Below are 16,291 nucleotides of genomic sequence, written 5' to 3' on the forward strand. Positions count from 1 at the left end.
TATGAATTCAGGCACGGATGACACGACATGACTCGTGCCAGGTTTCCCCATTCGGACACCCTGGGATCACAGCTAGGTTGACAGCTCCCGGCGGCCCCGGGCATGATGGGCCGGCTCGATGGTGACACCACCCGGCGGTTCGGTCTGCGGATCACCACCGGCGCCGCGGTCGGGATCCGCGCCCACGTCCCGTCGCGCTGCCAGCGTCGGAACAATGCGTGCGCCGCCACCCAGGACGCACCTCGCGCCATGGCGCTCCCACCCGACTCCGCCATCGGATCCCGTCGAATGAGCTGCCGTTTCGTCCCGGTCGGCGGACGCCCCGGCCGACGCCCAGCGGGCAAGCCTGCCATTTCGAGAAGATCTGCCCGCCGTATCCTTCGAGTTGGTCGGACGTTGAAGACGCTCGGCTTGTGGTTCGGCAGTGACCTCGAAGGACGTCCCGGGAGAACTCACCATGACTGGAAGTGAACGTGCCTGAACGATTGACGGAAGCGCAACTCGGCGAGCGCACGAAGCGAGTCGCGGCCTCCAACCATCGCTTCGGCCGCGTGCTGTCGATCATCGGCGTCGTCCTGGCGGCGATCGCGCTGCTCTTGGTAGTCGGCGGGGGGATTGCTCTCACCCTGGTCGATGGCGCGCGCGCCGGTGGAGCGGACGAGAGCACAGCCGATTCCGCGGCCGGCGTGCTCACCGGCGCGATGACACTGCCCCCCGGGGCTTTGGCCCTGTTCGCGATGTGCGCCCTGGTGGCAGGCGAACAGCTGCGACGCGGAAGCATCTCGAAAAATCCGAATCCGCCGGACACGCTCCTGCCGTCCGCGTCGTACGTGTCGCGATTCAATGTGCTCCCGTATCGGTGGCACATCTTCTGGGTCGCGGTCGGCCTGGTCATCTCCTTCGTGCTCGTCGGCATCCCGGTGATCTCGTGGTTCACCGGCGGCTGGCCGGAAAGCGTCCGAGAGGAGGACGCCTTCAGCGGGTTCTGGATCATCTACGGGTCGCTGGCATTCGCCGTCACGGTCGCCGCCGCCACGTCGCTGCTCAAGAAGCGCCTGTTCCTCCGCGCCGTCGCAAGCGGCCGTGCCACGGCTGCCGGCGGGCCGGGCAAGTCCTTCTGGCGGTGGATCGACTTCCGCTGGCGCTTCGATCTGTGGCTGGCCGGCATCGGCGGCCTGGGCATCGCGCTCTCGTTCACCGTCTTCTCGGGAGCCGTCGGCCCCGATGGCGATGCTGATGAGGCGGCCGCGGCGATCCTGCCCTTCATCGGCATTCTCGGCGCCGGCGTGGTTCTGGTCGTGCTCGGAGCTATCGCGGCCGCTCAGTTCTGGCGGGCCGGCGAGTCGCTCGGCTCGGGCGAGTCCGTCACCTAGAACCAATCCGGAGGCGGCCTGATTCGGTCCGTCCTCCCAGCCGGCGTCGGTCCAGATCGCGCGGCGCGAACATGTACCTGGGCCTGCGCGCCCGCTCCGCGGAGAAGACGTGGCCGAGATTCCTCAGCTTGCCGTTCTCGGCGCGGCCGAGGCGTGGGCGCTCACCTTGGCGGACCGGGTGTTGCTGGTGGCCGTGTACTGGCGCAGGAACCTGACCATGCGCCCGATCGGTCCGCTGTTCGGCGTCTCGCACTCCGCCAACCTCGTGACGGCGGCGCCCTGCCGGCCTGGAATCAGGACTACAACAGCGGGCATCGCACAATCCGCGCCCGCGTGCCCATCTGCACAACATCGCTCTGGCCGGCTGACCCGCCCACCGTTGGCAGGCAACGCCTGCACCGGAGTTACGAGACATCGCCTAGCGGGGCAGGCCGAACACGTCGGCGAGGCCGGTCACCTCGACGGCCTTGCGGACCGGCGGGGACGGGTCGGCCAGCGTGAACGTGACGCCCTCGGCGGCGGCCGAATTGCGGGCGCTGACCAGGGCACCCAGCCCGTAGGAGTCGATGAAGCCGAGGCCGCTCGTGTCGACCCGCAGATAGCGCACACCGGGCTCGGTGGCGGCCCGGGCGAGGCTGTCGCGCACGTCGTCGGCGCGGTCCAGGTCGAGCTCCCCGGTCAGGGTGGCGATGACCAGTCCGTCGGGATCGGCCGGTTCGTACGAGATCATTCCGTCCTTCGGCATTCGCCAGACGATACCCCGGGCCCGCCAGTGCCGCAGTTCGAGACGAGCGCCGCTTGCTAAGAAACAGCGGCCAGCGCCTGGTGGACCGACCGCACCGCGCTCGCGCCCTCGCCGACCGCCGCCGCGACGCGCTTCATCGAGCCCTGCCGCACGTCGCCGACCGCGAAGACGCCCGGCACGTTGGTCTCGAAGGGCAGCGGCCGGCGGCCGGCCTTGTCCCAGACCGGGCCGAGGTCGGTGCCCAGCTGCACGTCGGTGAGGACGAAGCCGTCGCTGTCGAGCGTCACCCCGGTCAGGAAGTCGGTGGCCGGGGTCGCGCCGATGAAGCAGAACAGGCCGAAGCAGGCGCACGCCTCGGCGGCCTCGCTCCCGCGCTCGGTGAGGGTGACGTATTTCAGCCGCCGCTCGCCGTGCAGGGCGGTCACCTCGGTCGAGGTCTGAACGGTGATGCGCGGGTCGGCGTGGATGCGTTCGACCAGGTAGCTGGACATGCCGGCGGAGAGCTCGGGGCCGCGGACCACGAGCCGTACGTGACCGGCCTGCCGGGCCAGATAGATCGCCGCCTGGCCGGCCGAGTTGGCGCCGCCGACCACGGTCACCGGCTGGCCGGCCACGCCGCGCGCCTCGAGTTCGGTCGCCGCGTAGTAGATGCCGGCGCCGACGAAGTCCTGCCAGCGGTCGAGCGGCAGGTTGCGATAGGCCGCGCCGGTCGCCAGGATCACCGAGCGCGACGGGATCTCGGTGCCGTCGAGCAGGGTCACCACGTGCTCGTTGCCCTCCTGGCGCAGCGCCACCACCCCGCACGGGCTGGCCAGGTGGGCGCCGAACTTGAGCGCCTGCACGACCGCCCGGCCGGTCAGCGTCTCGCCGCTGAGGCCGAACGGGAAGCCCAGGTAGTTTTCGATGCGCGAGCTGGCGGCCGCCTGCCCGCCGGTGGCGACCGCGTCGAGCAGCACCGTCTCGAGGCCCTCGGAGGCGCCGTAGACGGCCGCGGCCAGGCCGGCCGGCCCGGCGCCGATCACAGTGTGGTCGGCGACGCCCTTCGGGGTGCGGCGGTATGTCAGCCCGAGCAGCTGGCTGAGCGCGCCGGTGTTGGTGTTGGTCAGCGTCGTCTTCGGCGTGATCACCACGGGAACGTCGGACGACGTGAGCCCGGCCGCCGCGAGCGCCCGGCGGCCTTCGCCGGTGTCGCTCTCGATCCAGCGGTGGGGGAGCGCCTGCCGCTTGAGGAACGTCTCGATCGCCAGGCCGTCGCGGGTCGCGGTGTCGGCGATGATCTCGAGGCTGTCGGCCGCCCCGACTGTGATCAGCTTGCGGCGGGCCAGGAAGCCACGCAGCAGCACGTCGCTGATCTCGGCCTCCTGGGCCATCAGCCGGCGGAACTCGGCCGGCGGCACCCGGTGGATCACCCCCGACTCGGCGACCCGGGCGCTGAGAATGCGGGTCTGGCCGGTGAGCAGCGTCATCTCGCCGACGAACTGGTGCGGGCCGGCGCGCAGCAGCAGCTCCTCGGGCAGGTCGGGCGCGGCGGCCCGGAAGATGTCGACCGTCGCCGTGTCGACCAGGATCAGGTCGGCGTCCACGTCGCCGGCCTCGAACAGCACGTCGCCGGCCGCGACCTCGATCGCCTGCCCGTACGCCGTCGCGCGGGCGAACTGCTCGTCGTCGAAGTGGTAGGTGGCGGACTCGTCCGCGCGGGCACCGAGCTCCGGGAAAAGAAAGGGCGAGACCATCGCTCGATAATTCCAAACACCGGCGTCGCAGGCGAGGACGAGTCACAGCCGACCCGGTTGTCACCTGGCGTTCGCTGTCCGCTAAGCTTGCTGGCAACGCGGACGTAGCGCAGCTGGTAGCGCATCACCTTGCCAAGGTGAGGGTCGCGGGTTCGAATCCCGTCGTCCGCTCCACTCTGTTCCCTTATGCGGGTCGTCAATCGGCCGATCGTCAAGGCATGCTCGGTGGATGGCGTGCTGTCGTGCTCGACGCCGTCCTCATCTCGGTTGCCGCGCTCCTCGGCGTCTGGGCCGTCGCGCTCGTCGTGGCCGCTCTCATCGCCCGGCACGTGCTCGCCCGCCGCTTCGAGAAGACGGCCACCCACGATCCGCTCACCGGGCTTCCCAACCGGGCCCGGCTGTCGGCCGCCCTGAGCAAGGCCGGTGACGACGCGGCCCTGCTCATGATCGACCTGGACGGGTTCAAGGCGGTCAACGACACCCAGGGCCACCTCGCGGGCGACCGGTTGCTGGCCACGTTCGCCTCCCGGCTGCGCGACGCGGTCGCCCCGCTGGGTGCAAGGGCCGTCGCGGCCCGGCTCGGCGGCGACGAGTTCGCCGTGCTGGTCCGGCGGGTCGGCTGCGACGACGTGCAGTCGCTGGCCGCGACCATCATCCGGGCCGCCGCCGAACCGGTCGACCTGGACGGCCGCGCCGGCCGGGTGCGAGCGAGCATCGGCATCGCCCGGCGCGTCCCGAGCCGCCTCAAGAGCGAAGCCGAACCCGCGCCGGTCAAGCTCAAGAGGAAAGCCGGTCCGGTCGCGGGGCGCCTCAAGAGCGAAGCCGAACCCGCGCCGGTCAAGCTCAAGAGGAAAGCCGGTCCGGTCCCGGGCCGGCTCGGGAACGACGCCGGGGACGCCCCCGACCGGATGCTGCTGGAGGCCGACCTCGCTCTCTACGAGGCCAAGCGCCGCGGCAAGGGCCGGTTCCAGATCTTCGACGCCTCGCTCTCGGCCGCAGCCGAGGAGCAGCGGCGGCTTGAGGCCGAGCTCGGCGGGGCGCTCGCGGCGGGCGAGTTCGAGGTCGTCTACCAGCCGGTCGTCGATCTGCCCTCGGGGGCGAAGATCGGCGTCGAGGCGCTGCTCCGCTGGCATCACCCGCGGCTCGGCGTGCTCGAGAAGGAGGAGTTCGAGGCGGCCGCCGGCCCCTGCGGGGTGCTGGCCGAGGCCGAGGCCTGGCTGCTGCGGGAGGCCCTGGCCCGACAGCATGACTGGCGGATGGTCCAGCCCCGGTTCGGCCTGTTCGTCCATCTGTCGGCGCATTATCTGCGGGCGGGCACGATGGCGGACGACATCGGTCACCTGGCGCCGGGCGCGATGCTGGCGATCCGGATCTCCGACACGGCCAACCTGACCGAGCTGGTGCCGGCCATCCGGGAACTGCGGGAGCTCGGGGCGCTGGTCGCGCTGGACGGGTTCGGCACCGGGCGTTCGCCGCTCGGCCAGCTGCGCGAGCTTCCGGTCTCGGCGATCAAGCTCGACCGGGAGCTGCTGCGCGACCTCGACCGCAGCCCGGAGGCGCGGGCCCTGCTCGGCGCGGTGATCGCGCTGGTCGACAGCGTCGGCCTCGACTGCGTGGCGGGCGGCGTCGAGACCCCCGAGCAGGCCGGGCAACTGCGCCGGCTCGGCTGCCGCCGGGCCGTCAGCCCCCTCTTCGGACCGCCGGCGCCGGCCTCCGAGGTCAACCCGCGGCCGGCGATCGCGTACGCCTAGAGACCGCGCCTCCCGACCGCCACCGCCGTTTCCCGGGGGCGCCCGCGGGCACCGGCGGCGCTGTGTCACGCGAGCACGGCTTCGCCCGGCCGGCGGCGTTGTTTCAGGCCGGGACAGTCGAGTCGCGGATGACCAGGTTGGGTGGGTGCAGGTGGAGGCCGGGGGACGGGCGACCGTCGATCGCGTCGAGCAGGAGGCTCGCGGCGGCCCGGCCCAGGCCCTCGAGGTCCATGTCGACGCTGGTCAGCGGGGGCCGGGAGGCGAGCGTCATCACGTCCCAGTTGTCGAAGCCGGTCAGGGCCACGTCGGCCGGCACCCGGCGGCCGGCCTCGCGCAGCGCGTCGGCCGCGCCCCGGGCGATCTGGTCGCTGCCGCAGATCACCGCGTCGACGTCGTGGCCCTGGGCCAGCAGCATGCCGATGCCCTGCCGGCCCCAGGCCTCGCTCCACGACCCGTACAGCGGGGGCGTGACCAGCGGAATCCCCGCCGCGCGGACCCGGGCCGAGTGGTGGTGCTCGGGGCCGGTGATGACGGCGATCCGGTGGCGGCCCAGCGCGCTCAGGTGTGAGGCCACCAGCTGGGCGCCGCCGGCCTCGTCGGGCACCACCGAGCAGTCGCGGTCGTCGGCCGAGGCCAGGAACGCGTAGACCACCGGCACGCCCAGGTCGGTGCCGAGCGACGGCCTGGTGCCCGCGCGGCGCCCGGTGACCACGATGCCGTCGACCCGGCGGCCGAGCAGCACCTTGAGGTGGTGCCGTTCGCGGATCGGGTCGTCGCGGGCGTCGCACAGCAGGACCGACATCTGGCCGGCGCCGAGCGTGTCCTCGGCGCCGATGAGCAGCGGGATGCTGAACCGGCCGATCGTGTCGGTGGTGATCATGCCGACGGTGAAGGTGCGGCCGGCGTGCAGGCCGCGGGCGGCCGGGTTGGGCCGGAAGTCGAGCTGTTCGGCGGCCCGGCGCACCCGCTCGACGGTGCCGGCCCGCAGCGACCCGCGGCCGTTCAGCGCCTTGGAGGCGGTGCCGACCGAGACGCCGGCCAGCGCGGCGACGTCGCGGATGGTGACCGCGCGGGTCGGGGACATCCCAGCAACGTACCGGTTAGGAGAGCGGGATCCAGACCCGCATGGGCCCGGGGGCCCGGTTCGCCCAGAGGTAGTAGGGAATCAGCGGCACGGTGGCCGCGGCCTCGCCGCCCCGGACCCGGATGCGGGCGTCCAGCCGGACCGGGGCCGGGCCGGAGCCGACCGCGGCCGGAGGCTGGGACGGGTCGAGGATGAGGTCCTCGAAGACCTCGGCGGCGAGCGGCGCCGGCAGGTCGGCCTGTTCCAGGCAGTAGACCACCGGGCCGCGGGCCAGGGCGGCCGTGCCGCGCACCGCGTCGACCCGGGGGTGCGGGGTGACCAGCCGGGGCGGCATGGCCAGGGTCAGCTCGACGCGGTCACCGGCGCGCCAGGTGCGGGTCAGCCGCAGATAGCCCTCCTGGGCGCCGCTGCGGACCAGCGAGCCGTTGACCGTCAGCCGGGCGTCGGCGCACCAGGCGGGCACCCGCAGGGCCAGGGTCCACGGCCCTTCGGCCGGGTCGGTCACGCTGAGCGTGACGCTTTCGCTCCACGGGTACGCGGTTTCCACTCGAACGGTCTGGCCGCCGGCGGTGAACGTGCCCGGCGCGTACAGGTGGAGCTGGAGGCCCGCCGGGCCGCCGGTGGCGAGGTAGGTGTGCAGCGAAGCCATCAGGCGGGCGAGGTTGGGCGGGCAGCAGGCGCAGGAATACCAGCGGAGCCGCTGGGAGGGCGCGTCCTCCTCGGAGCCGTCGTGGCCGGTGCGCAACTGGAGTGGATTGGAATAGAAGAACGCGGTCCCGTCGGTGGCGGTGGACGCGGCGATTCCGTTGTAGAGCAGGCGTTCCATCTCGTCGGCGTACTTCGCCCGGCCGGTCGCGAGCAGCAGCCGCCACGCCCACTGGAACGATCCGATCGCCGCGCACGTCTCGGCGTAGGCCCGGTCCGGCGGCAGCTCGTACGGATCCCCGAACGCCTCGTCCCGGTGCCGCGACCCCTGCCCGCCGGTGATGTACGTGCGGCTGGACAGGGCCGAGTCCCAGAGCCGCTCGGCCACCCGCAGCAGGTCGTGGTCGCGGTTCTCGACCGCCACGTCGACCGCGCCGGCGAGCAGGTAGACCTGGCGCACGACGTGCCCGGCGACCTCGGGGGCGGCCCGCACCGGCACGTGGTCCTGGAAGTAGCGCGGGCCGAACCGGTCCGAGCCGAGGAACCCGTGGCCGCGCCGCTCGACGAAGCTGGTGGCGAGGTCGAGGTAGGGCCGGTGTCCGGTCACCCGGTACAGCTCGACCAGGGCGGTCTCGACCTCGGGATGGCCGTCGACGGCTTCGGCGGTGCTCGCCGCGTACCTCCGCACCAGGAGGTCGCCGAAGCGGCGCGCGACCGAAACGACCTGCTCGGCGGCGTGGGTGCCGGGGGCGCTCCGCGCCGCGGCGACCGCCGCCTGGATGAGATGGCCGGCGGTGTACATCTCGTGGCTGTAGTGCAGCTCGCTCCACTGCCGGTCGCGGTGGTCGGTCTGGTAGTACGAGTCGAGGTAGCCGTCGGGGTCCTGCGCCTTCTCGAGCAGCGCCGCGACGTCGGCCAGGAACGGGTTCTCCTCGCCGGTGCGGCCCAGCTCCCAGAACGCCGCCTCGAGCGTCTTGTGGACGTCCGTGTCGGCGAACCACATGCCGGCGAACGGGCCGTCGAAGTCGCCGGTCACCCGGCGCAGGTTGGCCAGGTTGCCGTGCTCGTCGAGCGCCTTGATCACGTGCGGGAGCGTCGCTTTCGCGTTGCGCTCCTGCCAGGCGCCGAGCAGGCCGTCCGGGTCGAGGCGCGCGGCCAGCGGGCGGAGTGCCGAGATCGCTTGTCCGGTGGGCATGGTGGGGCCGGATGCAGTCATGGATCGTGTTTCCTCAGTCTTTGACCGCGCCGGCGGTGACACCGGCGGCGACGTAACGCTGGGCCGCGATGAGCAGCAGCGTGGCCGGGATCGACGCGACGACCGCGGTGGCCATGATCGCGTTCCATTGCTGGTTGTTGTTGCCGATGTAGTGGTAGATGCCGAGCGTGATCGGCTGGTGCGCGCCGCCGCCGTCGAGCGTGGTGGCGAAGACGAAGTCGGACCATGCCCACAGGAACGCGAACAGGCTGACCGTGACCACGGCGTTGCGGCTGACCGGCAGGATCACCGAGACGAACGTGCGCCAGGTCGAGGCGCCGTCGATCATCGCCGCGCTGGTCAGCTCCGAGGGGATCCCGGACATGAACGCGGTGAAGATCAGGACGCCGAACGGGACCGCGATCGTCGAGTCGGCGAGGATCAGCCCGAGGGTCGAGTTGAGAACGCCGGCCTTGAGATAGATGGCGTAGAAGCCCATCGCCATGATGATCGCCGGGATCATCTGGGCGATCAGCAGGATGAAGCTGAGCACGCCGCCGCCCCGGGGCCGCAGCTTGGCGAGCGAATAGCCGGCCGGGGCGGACAGCACGACCGTGAGCACCACCGTGCCGAGGCCGATCAGCAGGCTCGTGCCGAGGTAGGGCATCTGCTGGTGGAGGACGGCCCGGTAGCCCTCGAGCGTCCCGTGGTAGGGGAACAGGTGCGGGGGATCGGCGCGCATGTCGGTGTCCCGGGTGAAGGACACGTTGACCATCCAGTAGACCGGGAACAGCATGATCGCGGTCAGGATGAGGCCGATGACGGTTTTGACGCGGCGGCTCATGCGTTCTGCCTCCGCTGGATCCGGATGTACAGGAGGCCGAAGATCAGGGCCATCACGATCAGCAGGTTGCCGACGGCGGCGCCGGGTCCGAAGCTCGGCAGCAGATTGCCGAAGGACAGGCGGTACGACCAGGTGGCGAACGTCGTCGACGAGTCGACCGGCCCGCCCCGGGTCATGATCCAGATGATGTCGAAGACCTTGAGGGTGTAGACGAGGCCGAGCAGGATCGTGATCGCGGAGACCGGCCGGAGCAGCGGAAAAGTGATCCGCCAGAAGGTCTTCCAGCCGGTCGCGCCGTCGAGGGCGGCCGCCTCGTAGAGATCGGTGGGTATGGCCTGCAGTCCGCTGTAGAGGACCACCAGGTTGAACGGGATGCCGATCCAGATGTTGGCGATGATCACGCTCACGAGCGACCAGGTCGGGCTGGTGAGCCAGTTCTCGCGGAGTGGGCCGAGGACCCAGTTGACCACGCCGGAGTCGCTGTTGAGCATCCACGACCAGGTGGAGGCGCTGACGATCAGCGGGAGCAGCCAGGGGACCAGGAAGAGCGCCCGCAGTGTGGCCGACAGCCGGAAGTTCTGCCGGAAGAAGACCGCGAGCGCCATCCCGATCGAGAACTGGAAGACCAGCGAGAGAAGCGTGAACAGGATCGTGTGGGTCAGGGCCGGTCCGAACGCCGGATCGTTGAGGACGGTCTTGTAGTTGTCGAGACCACTGAAGGGCGCGCCGCCCCGGACGAAGGAGCGGACCGTGTAGTGCCGCAGGCTGAGGTCGAGGTTGCGGTAGAGCGGGTAGGCGTAGAAGGCGACCAGGTAGATCACGACCGGGGCCAGGAAGGCCCAGGCGGCCCATTGGCGGCGCGCTGTCTTCACTTCGTTGCCGCGGCGGCGGTCTGCTGGGCGCCGCTGAGCGCATCCTGCGGCGACTTGCTCCCCGACAGTGCCGCCTGGAACGCGGTCCACATCGGCTCGGAGATCTTCGGATACTTCGTGCCGAGGTTGTCGCTCGTGCGGCCCTTCGCCGCCTTCACCGCGTCCACCCAGACCTTCAGCTCGGGCGTCGCCGCGACCTGCTTGGCCTGCACCGCGTCGGTCGCCGCGATGTAGGAGAGCGTCGTGTCCGTCGTGTAGGCGTTGTCCGCGCTGGTCAGGCACCCGATGATCTTCTGGGAGACGTCGTAGCGCTTGGTGTCGTCCTGGACCGGCGAGGTCACGAACTCGCCGCCGGTCGGGGCCGGGGCGGTGCCTCCCGCCTGCGACGGGATGGGGATGATCCCGTACGCGAAGCCGGTCTTCTTGGCGTTGGCCAGCTGCCAGGTGCCGTTCTCACTGAACGCGAAGTTCCCGGTCGCGAACTCCTGCCAGCTCGTGGTCTGGGTGTTGTTGAGCACCGAGTTGGGTGCGTACCCCTGCTTGAGCCAGTCCGTCCAGAGCGTGAGCGCCTGCACGCCCTGGGCCGAGTCGAGCTTGGTCAGGTCGGCGCCGGCGCCCCAGAACCAGGGCAGGAACTGGAAGCTGCCCTCCTCGGTGCCGATCGCCGAGAACGTGATGCCCTTCTTGCCGGCCGCCTTCACCTTCCGCAGCGCGGCGGTCAGGGTCGTCCAGTCCTTGATGCCGGCGGGGTCGACGCCGGCCTTGGTCAGCAGGTCCTTGTTGTAGTAGAGCGCGAGCGTGTTCGCGCCGATCGGGACGCCGTAGGTCTTGCCGTCCTGCTGGCCGGCGGCGAGCAGGTTGGGTTCGATGCCGGTGGTGTTCGAGGCCGGGTTCAGCACGCCGGCCTCGGCGAGCGTCGAGACGACCGGGTTGTCGACGATCAGCACGTCGGGGGAGTTGCCCTGCTGGGCGGCGAGCAGGGCCTTGGTGGTCAGGTCGGTGGTGTCGTAGCCGGTGCGCTTGACGGTGACCCCGGCGTCGGTGCCGCACTTCTGCAGCAGCTTCACCCAGTCCGAGCTGTCGTCGAACTGCGGGTAGGGGTCCCAGATCGCGTAGGTCTTGTCGTCGGCTGAGCCGGTGCTGGAGCCGGAAGAGGAGGAGCAGGCGGTGGCGAGGCCGGCGGCAAGGAGGAGGACGGCCGCGAGGCGAAGAGGAGCAGTCATGTCGGTTCCCCTTGAGGAGGAAAATCAGGAAAACGATTGCCGTCACGCTAGGGAGGCTCTTGTGCCGCTGTCAAGAGCAAGTTACGGTTCGTCGGAAACCAAGGAGGAAACGCTGAACGGACGAGAACGCGCGGCCACGATCAGCGAGGTGGCCGCCCTCGCGGGAGTCTCCACCGGCACGGCGTCCAAGGCCCTCAACGGCCGCGGCTCGCTGCGCGCCGAGACCGTCGCCCGCGTCCAGCAGGCGGCCGACCAGCTCGGCTTCGTCGCCAACGCGGCCGCCCGCAGCCTCCAGACCGGCCGCACCTACACGGTCGGGATGATCACCACCGACAGCATCGGCCGGTTCAGCATCCCGCTGCTCATCGGCGCCGAGGACGCGCTCGGGGCCGGGCAGGTCTCGGTGTTCCTCTGCGACGCCCGCGACGACCCGATCCGCGAGCAGTACTACCTGCGTACCCTCCTCGGCCGCAAGGTCGACGGCCTGATCGTGACCGGCCGCCGCACCCAGGCCCGGCCGCCGATCGGCGCCGGCCTGCCGGTGCCGGTGGTCTACGCGTTCATCAGCTCGGCCGACCCGCGCGACTGCTCGGTCGTGCCCGACGAGGCCGACGGCACCCGGCGCGCGATCCGCCACCTGCAGGCCATCGGCCGGCAGAAGATCGCCCACGTCACCGGCCCCGAACACCACCACTCGGCCCGGGTGCGGGCGGCGGCCGCCGCCGAGTGCGCCGACCTGGCCGCCCCCACCCTGTACGGCGAGTGGAGCGAGGCCTGGGGCCGTCAGGCGGCCGGCATCCTGCTCTCGACCGGGGCCGACTTCGACGCCGTCTTCTGCGGGAGCGACCAGATCGCGCGCGGCCTGGCCGAGGCGCTGCGCGAGGCGGGCCGGGAGATCCCCCGCGACGTGGCCCTGGTCGGCTTCGACAACTGGGACGTCATGGTCGACGGCTGCCGCCCGGCCCTGACCAGCATCGACATGGACCTGGAGGGCATCGGGCGGTCGGCCGCCGAGCTGCTGCTGGCCGCGATCAACGGCGACGACGTGGGCGGTCAGCGTGCCCGCCCGTGCCGCCTGGTACCGCGGGCCTCGACCGCCGTCCCGCCGTTCGGCGGGTAGATTCCGCCGGTTGGCGCTCGTCCCGGCCCGGAGCGAGGCGGATCCTGGTCGGTGACGGCGATCACAGGCCGGTGCGCTGGTGGTCCGCCCGAAGCGGCGGTCACGGGCCGGTGCGCTGGTGGTGGCCCGCCCGAAGCGGCGGTCACGGGCCGGTGCGCTGGTTGTCCGCCCCAAGCGGCGGTCACCGGCCGGCGTTCTGGTCGTCCGCCTGACGCCGTCGCACGACCCGCCCCGAGCGAAGGACCAGACCCCGATGACCCACCCGCCCGTCCCCTTCGACCCCGAACTCGCCGCCGCCCTCAGCGCGCTCGGCGACCAGGTCCCCACCACGATCACCCCCGAGATGATCGCCCTCGCCCGCGACAACGCGAGCGGCGTGATGGCCCCACCTAGCGACGAGGAGATCAGCCTGGGCGGCACCTACGCGGTCACCGAGCGCACGGTACCCGGCCCGGCCGGTGACCCCGACATCTCGCTGCTCATCTGCACTCCGGTCGGCGCCGACGGGCCCCGCCCGGCGATCTACCACACGCACGGCGGCGGGATGATCCTCGGCGACAACCGCAGCGGCATCGTCGACGTCGTCGAGACCGCATCCCGCTACCAGGCCGTGGTCGTCTCGGTCGAATACCGGCTCGCCCCCGAGGCCCCGCACCCCGGCCCGATCGAGGACGTCTACGCCGGCCTCGCCTGGACGGCCGAGAACGCGGGCGAACTCGGCATCGACCCCGACCGCATCGTCATCCTCGGTGGCAGCGCGGGCGGCGGCCTCACCGCGGCGCTCGGCCTGCTCGCCCGCGACCGCGGCGGACCGGCCGTCTTCGGCCAGATGCTGATGTGCCCGATGCTCGACGACCGCAACGACACGGTCTCCTCGGTCCAGATGACCGGCCGCGGCGTCTGGGACCACACCGCCAACGCGACCGGCTGGGGTGCCCTGCTCGGCGACGCGGCCGGCGGGCCCGACGTCTCGCCGTACGCCGCGCCGGCCCGGGCGACCGACCTGTCCGGGCTGCCACCGACGTTCGTCGACGTCGGCTCGGCCGAGACCTTCCGCGACGAGGACGTCGCCTACGCCACCGGCATCTGGCAGGCCGGCGGCCGCGCCGAGCTGCACGTCTGGCCGGGCGGCTACCACGGTTTCGACGCGTTCGCGCCGACCGCCGCGGTCAGCCAGGACGCCAAGGCGGCCCGAATCCACTGGCTGGACCGTCTCCTCGCCTAGCTTGAGCTTTAACCTGAGGCTGGGTGACATCGACCCCGGCTGATCATGGGGACAGCCCTTGATTGATCATTCCTCTTGTCTAGGGAAGAAGATCAAAACCAAGGGCTGTCTGGGTGGTCAGTGTGCATGATGTCGATCCGGCTGAGACGCTCGGGCGGTTGGTGGGATTCCGACGTGAGCTCCACCGCTGTTTGACAGCCCGCTCGGACGCGTTGTTCGAGCTGGTGGACGCGCTGTTGTGCGGGGATGCTCCGGTGCGGTCGCTGGTCGAGTTGTCGCTGGCCGGTGAGCACCGGCGCGGTCACGGCTCGTTGTATGCGGCGTTGAACCGGGGCCGCATCGACGTCGAAGCCCTCAAGACCTCGGTCGCCGCCGTGGCGGTGCCGCGGGCCGCGGACGGGCGGATCGTTCTGGCGGTGGACGTGACGTGCTGGCTGCGCCCGGAAGCCCACACCAGCGCGCAGCGGGTGCTGTGTCACACCTACGGGCGCGGCAAGGACACTCATATGGGCGTGCCGGGCTGGCCGTATTCACTGGTCACGGCCCTGGAAACGGGGTCGTAGCTCGTGGACCGCGCCGCTGGACGTGCGCCGGCTGGTGCCCGGTGACGACACGGCCACGGTCACCGCCGCCCAGCTCCGCGAGGTCGTTGAACGACTCATCGCGGCTGGGCAGTGGCGGCCGGGCGATAAGGACATCTGGATCGTCGCGGACGCCGGCTACGACGGTCCGCGGCTGGCGTTCCTGCTCGACGGTCTGCCGGTCCAGATGCTGGTGCGGATGCGCTCGGACCGGGTCCTGCGCCGCCGGGCACCACGAGAACGAGCCGGTAACGGCCGGCCGCCCCGGCACGGGGGCGAGTTCGTGTTCGGCGACCCGGGCAGCTGGGGCGAACCTGACGCCTTCACGAGCCTGTCAAGATTTTTGTGTAAGTGATCTTATGGATTTGGTTAGTTGATGTAGGGCCCGATGCGGTCGGGGTAGTGCAGGGCGAGAGCACCGAGGGCTTGCCGCCAGCCGATGACGGTGGCGCCTTCGACGAGCCGGCCTTGTGCCCGGCGTTCGGCGGCGGGTAGGCCTTTCTCCTTGGCGCGGGCCCGGGCGCGTTTGTCTTCGATGTCGCGGATGGCGAGCCAGAGCAGCTTGATCGCGGCGTCGTCGGACGGAAAATGCCCGCGGTTTTTGATGACCTTGCGCAGCTGGTAGTTCAAGGATTCGATCGCGTTGGTCGTATAAATGATCTTCCGGAGTTCGGGTGGGAAGGCCAGGAACGGGATGAACCGTTCCCACGCGGCGGTCCAGGTCGCGACCGTGGCCGGGTATTTACGGCCCAGCGCTGACTCGGTGAACGCGAGCAGTTCGGTCTGGGCGACCTCGGCGGTCGGCGCCGTGTAGATCGGCTTCAACGCGGCGGCGACCTTCTTGCGGTCGGTGTAGGAGACGAACCGCATCGCGGCCCGGATCAGGTGCACGGTGCAGGTCTGCACCGTCGAAGCCGGCCAGGTCGCCTCGATCGCCTCGGGGAAGCCGGTCAGCCCGTCGCAGCAGACGATCAGCGTGTCGCGGATCCCACGGTTACGTAGTTCGGCGCACACCCCGGCCCAGAACTTCGCGCCTTCGGTGGCCTGGACCCAGATCCCCAGGACGTGTTTCACCCCGTCCAGATCGACGCCGACGGCGAGGTGCGCGGCCCGGTTCTTCACCGTGTGCCCGTCACGGACCTTCACCACCAGCGCGTCGAGGTAGATGATCGGGTAGATCTCCTCCAGGGGCCGGGCCTGCCAGGCTTTGACCTCCTCCAGCACCGCGTCGGTGATCTTCGAGATCGTGTCGTGCGACAGTTCGGTTCCCAGGGTGCGGGCCAGGTGATGGCCGATATCGCGGACGGTCATCCCGCCCGCATACAAGGAGATGATCATCTCGTCGAGGCCGCCGGTGCGGCGAGCTCCTTTCGGAACCAGCCGGGGCTCGAACGAACCCGCCCGATCGCGGGGCACCGCCAAATCGACGTCGCCGACCTCGGTCGCGACCGTCTTCGGGCTGTGGCCGTTACGCGAGTTCGGGCTGCCCCGTCCGGCCGGATCGCCTTTCTCATAGCCCAAATGCCCGCTCAACTCGGCCGCCAGACCGCGCTCGAGGACGGCTTTGACCAACTCGGGCAGCACGCCGCCGTCACCGGTCAACGCGAGACCCTCGGCGTCGACTCGGCCCATGAGCTCGTCGAGCAAACCAGCCGAGATCATGTCATTGACCGTCTGCCGCGCCGGCGAGAACTCACCACCGGACGAACGTGGATCATCAGTCATGGTCACGTGTGTACTCCTCAACTCAAGAGTCGATCACGTACACAAACCATCTGACATGCCCGCCTTCACGGTCACCGACACCTGAGCTTCCCCCAGTTTTCCGGACACCTGAGGTGAGGTGGATGACGGCTTCCAGGAAGGATGTCGTGTCATGCCTGCTCCTCACCCTGTCGAG

Annotated in this window: 12 protein-coding genes, 1 tRNA gene and 3 pseudogenes; 7 read left to right on the top strand and 9 right to left on the bottom strand. The window is 70.7% G+C overall.

Features of this window, described 5'->3' with window-relative positions:
* Positions 1-90 precede the first annotated feature (90 nt).
* Positions 91-353: pseudogene (locus tag AB0M88_RS49375) on the bottom strand (transposase); the annotation flags it as partial.
* 114 nt (positions 354-467) lie between these two features.
* Here AB0M88_RS49375 and AB0M88_RS49380 point away from each other — a divergent pair.
* Both AB0M88_RS49380 and AB0M88_RS49385 read left to right on the top strand, forming a co-directional pair.
* A complete protein-coding gene (locus tag AB0M88_RS49380) occupies positions 468-1,373 on the top strand; it encodes a hypothetical protein (RefSeq protein WP_364114584.1) in 906 nt (301 codons plus the stop codon).
* Positions 1,374-1,527: 154 nt separating this feature from the next.
* Positions 1,528-1,632, top strand: a pseudogene (locus AB0M88_RS49385) (transposase family protein); the annotation flags it as partial.
* 159 nt (positions 1,633-1,791) lie between these two features.
* On the opposite strand, the gene AB0M88_RS49390 reads toward AB0M88_RS49385, so the two are convergent.
* Entirely contained in the window at positions 1,792-2,118 is a 327-nt protein-coding gene (locus AB0M88_RS49390; RefSeq protein ID WP_364114586.1) for an STAS domain-containing protein, read from the bottom strand.
* A 56-nt stretch (positions 2,119-2,174) separates the two neighbouring features.
* Positions 2,175-3,851, bottom strand: coding sequence for an FAD-dependent oxidoreductase (locus AB0M88_RS49395; protein ID WP_364114588.1), 1,677 nt, complete (start codon positions 3,849-3,851; stop codon positions 2,175-2,177).
* Between the two features lie 98 nt (positions 3,852-3,949).
* On the opposite strand from AB0M88_RS49395, the gene AB0M88_RS49400 reads away from it, so the two are divergent.
* Both AB0M88_RS49400 and AB0M88_RS49405 read left to right on the top strand, forming a co-directional pair.
* Positions 3,950-4,025, top strand: a tRNA-Gly gene (locus AB0M88_RS49400).
* 44 nt (positions 4,026-4,069) lie between these two features.
* Entirely contained in the window at positions 4,070-5,602 is a 1,533-nt protein-coding gene (locus tag AB0M88_RS49405; protein ID WP_364114590.1) for an EAL domain-containing protein, read from the top strand.
* Between the two features lie 103 nt (positions 5,603-5,705).
* Here the strand turns inward: AB0M88_RS49405 and AB0M88_RS49410 are convergent, their stop codons facing one another.
* From AB0M88_RS49410 to AB0M88_RS49430, 5 genes are read right to left on the bottom strand one after another with little or no spacing between them, the layout of a single operon-like run.
* Positions 5,706-6,686, bottom strand: a complete 981-nt coding sequence (locus tag AB0M88_RS49410) for a LacI family DNA-binding transcriptional regulator (RefSeq protein ID WP_364114592.1) — start codon at positions 6,684-6,686, stop codon at positions 5,706-5,708.
* 16 nt (positions 6,687-6,702) lie between these two features.
* Positions 6,703-8,547 carry a beta-L-arabinofuranosidase domain-containing protein gene (locus tag AB0M88_RS49415; protein WP_364114594.1) on the bottom strand — a complete coding sequence of 615 codons (1,845 nt, stop codon included), beginning with the start codon at positions 8,545-8,547 and terminating at the stop codon, positions 6,703-6,705.
* A gap of 13 nt (positions 8,548-8,560) precedes the next feature.
* Complete coding sequence (locus AB0M88_RS49420; RefSeq protein WP_364114596.1) at positions 8,561-9,370, bottom strand: carbohydrate ABC transporter permease; 810 nt, start codon at positions 9,368-9,370, stop codon at positions 8,561-8,563.
* Positions 9,367-10,242, bottom strand: coding sequence for a sugar ABC transporter permease (locus AB0M88_RS49425; protein WP_364114598.1), 876 nt, complete (start codon positions 10,240-10,242; stop codon positions 9,367-9,369). Before AB0M88_RS49425 ends, AB0M88_RS49420 begins: the two co-directional genes overlap by 4 nt.
* Positions 10,239-11,465: a sugar ABC transporter substrate-binding protein gene (locus AB0M88_RS49430; RefSeq protein ID WP_364114600.1), complete on the bottom strand. Its 1,227-nt coding sequence runs from the start codon at positions 11,463-11,465 to the stop codon at positions 10,239-10,241. Before AB0M88_RS49430 ends, AB0M88_RS49425 begins: the two co-directional genes overlap by 4 nt.
* 148 nt (positions 11,466-11,613) lie before the next feature.
* On the opposite strand from AB0M88_RS49430, the gene AB0M88_RS49435 reads away from it, so the two are divergent.
* The 3 genes and pseudogenes from AB0M88_RS49435 to AB0M88_RS49445 all read left to right on the top strand — a co-directional run bounded on the left by AB0M88_RS49435 (position 11,614) and on the right by AB0M88_RS49445 (position 14,746).
* Positions 11,614-12,585, top strand: coding sequence for a LacI family DNA-binding transcriptional regulator (locus AB0M88_RS49435; protein ID WP_364114602.1), 972 nt, complete (start codon positions 11,614-11,616; stop codon positions 12,583-12,585).
* Positions 12,586-12,664: 79 nt separating this feature from the next.
* Positions 12,665-13,810: an alpha/beta hydrolase gene (locus AB0M88_RS49440; protein ID WP_364114604.1), complete on the top strand. Its 1,146-nt coding sequence runs from the start codon at positions 12,665-12,667 to the stop codon at positions 13,808-13,810.
* 224 nt (positions 13,811-14,034) lie between these two features.
* A pseudogene (locus tag AB0M88_RS49445) lies at positions 14,035-14,746 on the top strand (transposase).
* Positions 14,747-14,760: 14 nt separating this feature from the next.
* On the opposite strand, the gene AB0M88_RS49450 reads toward AB0M88_RS49445, so the two are convergent.
* On the bottom strand, positions 14,761-16,116 hold the full coding sequence (locus tag AB0M88_RS49450; protein ID WP_364114606.1) for an IS256 family transposase: 1,356 nt from the start codon (positions 16,114-16,116) through the stop codon (positions 14,761-14,763).
* Positions 16,117-16,291 lie beyond the last annotated feature (175 nt).

It is taken from the genome of Actinoplanes sp. NPDC051411, assembly GCF_040682075.1.
GTDB lineage: Bacteria > Actinomycetota > Actinomycetes > Mycobacteriales > Micromonosporaceae > Actinoplanes.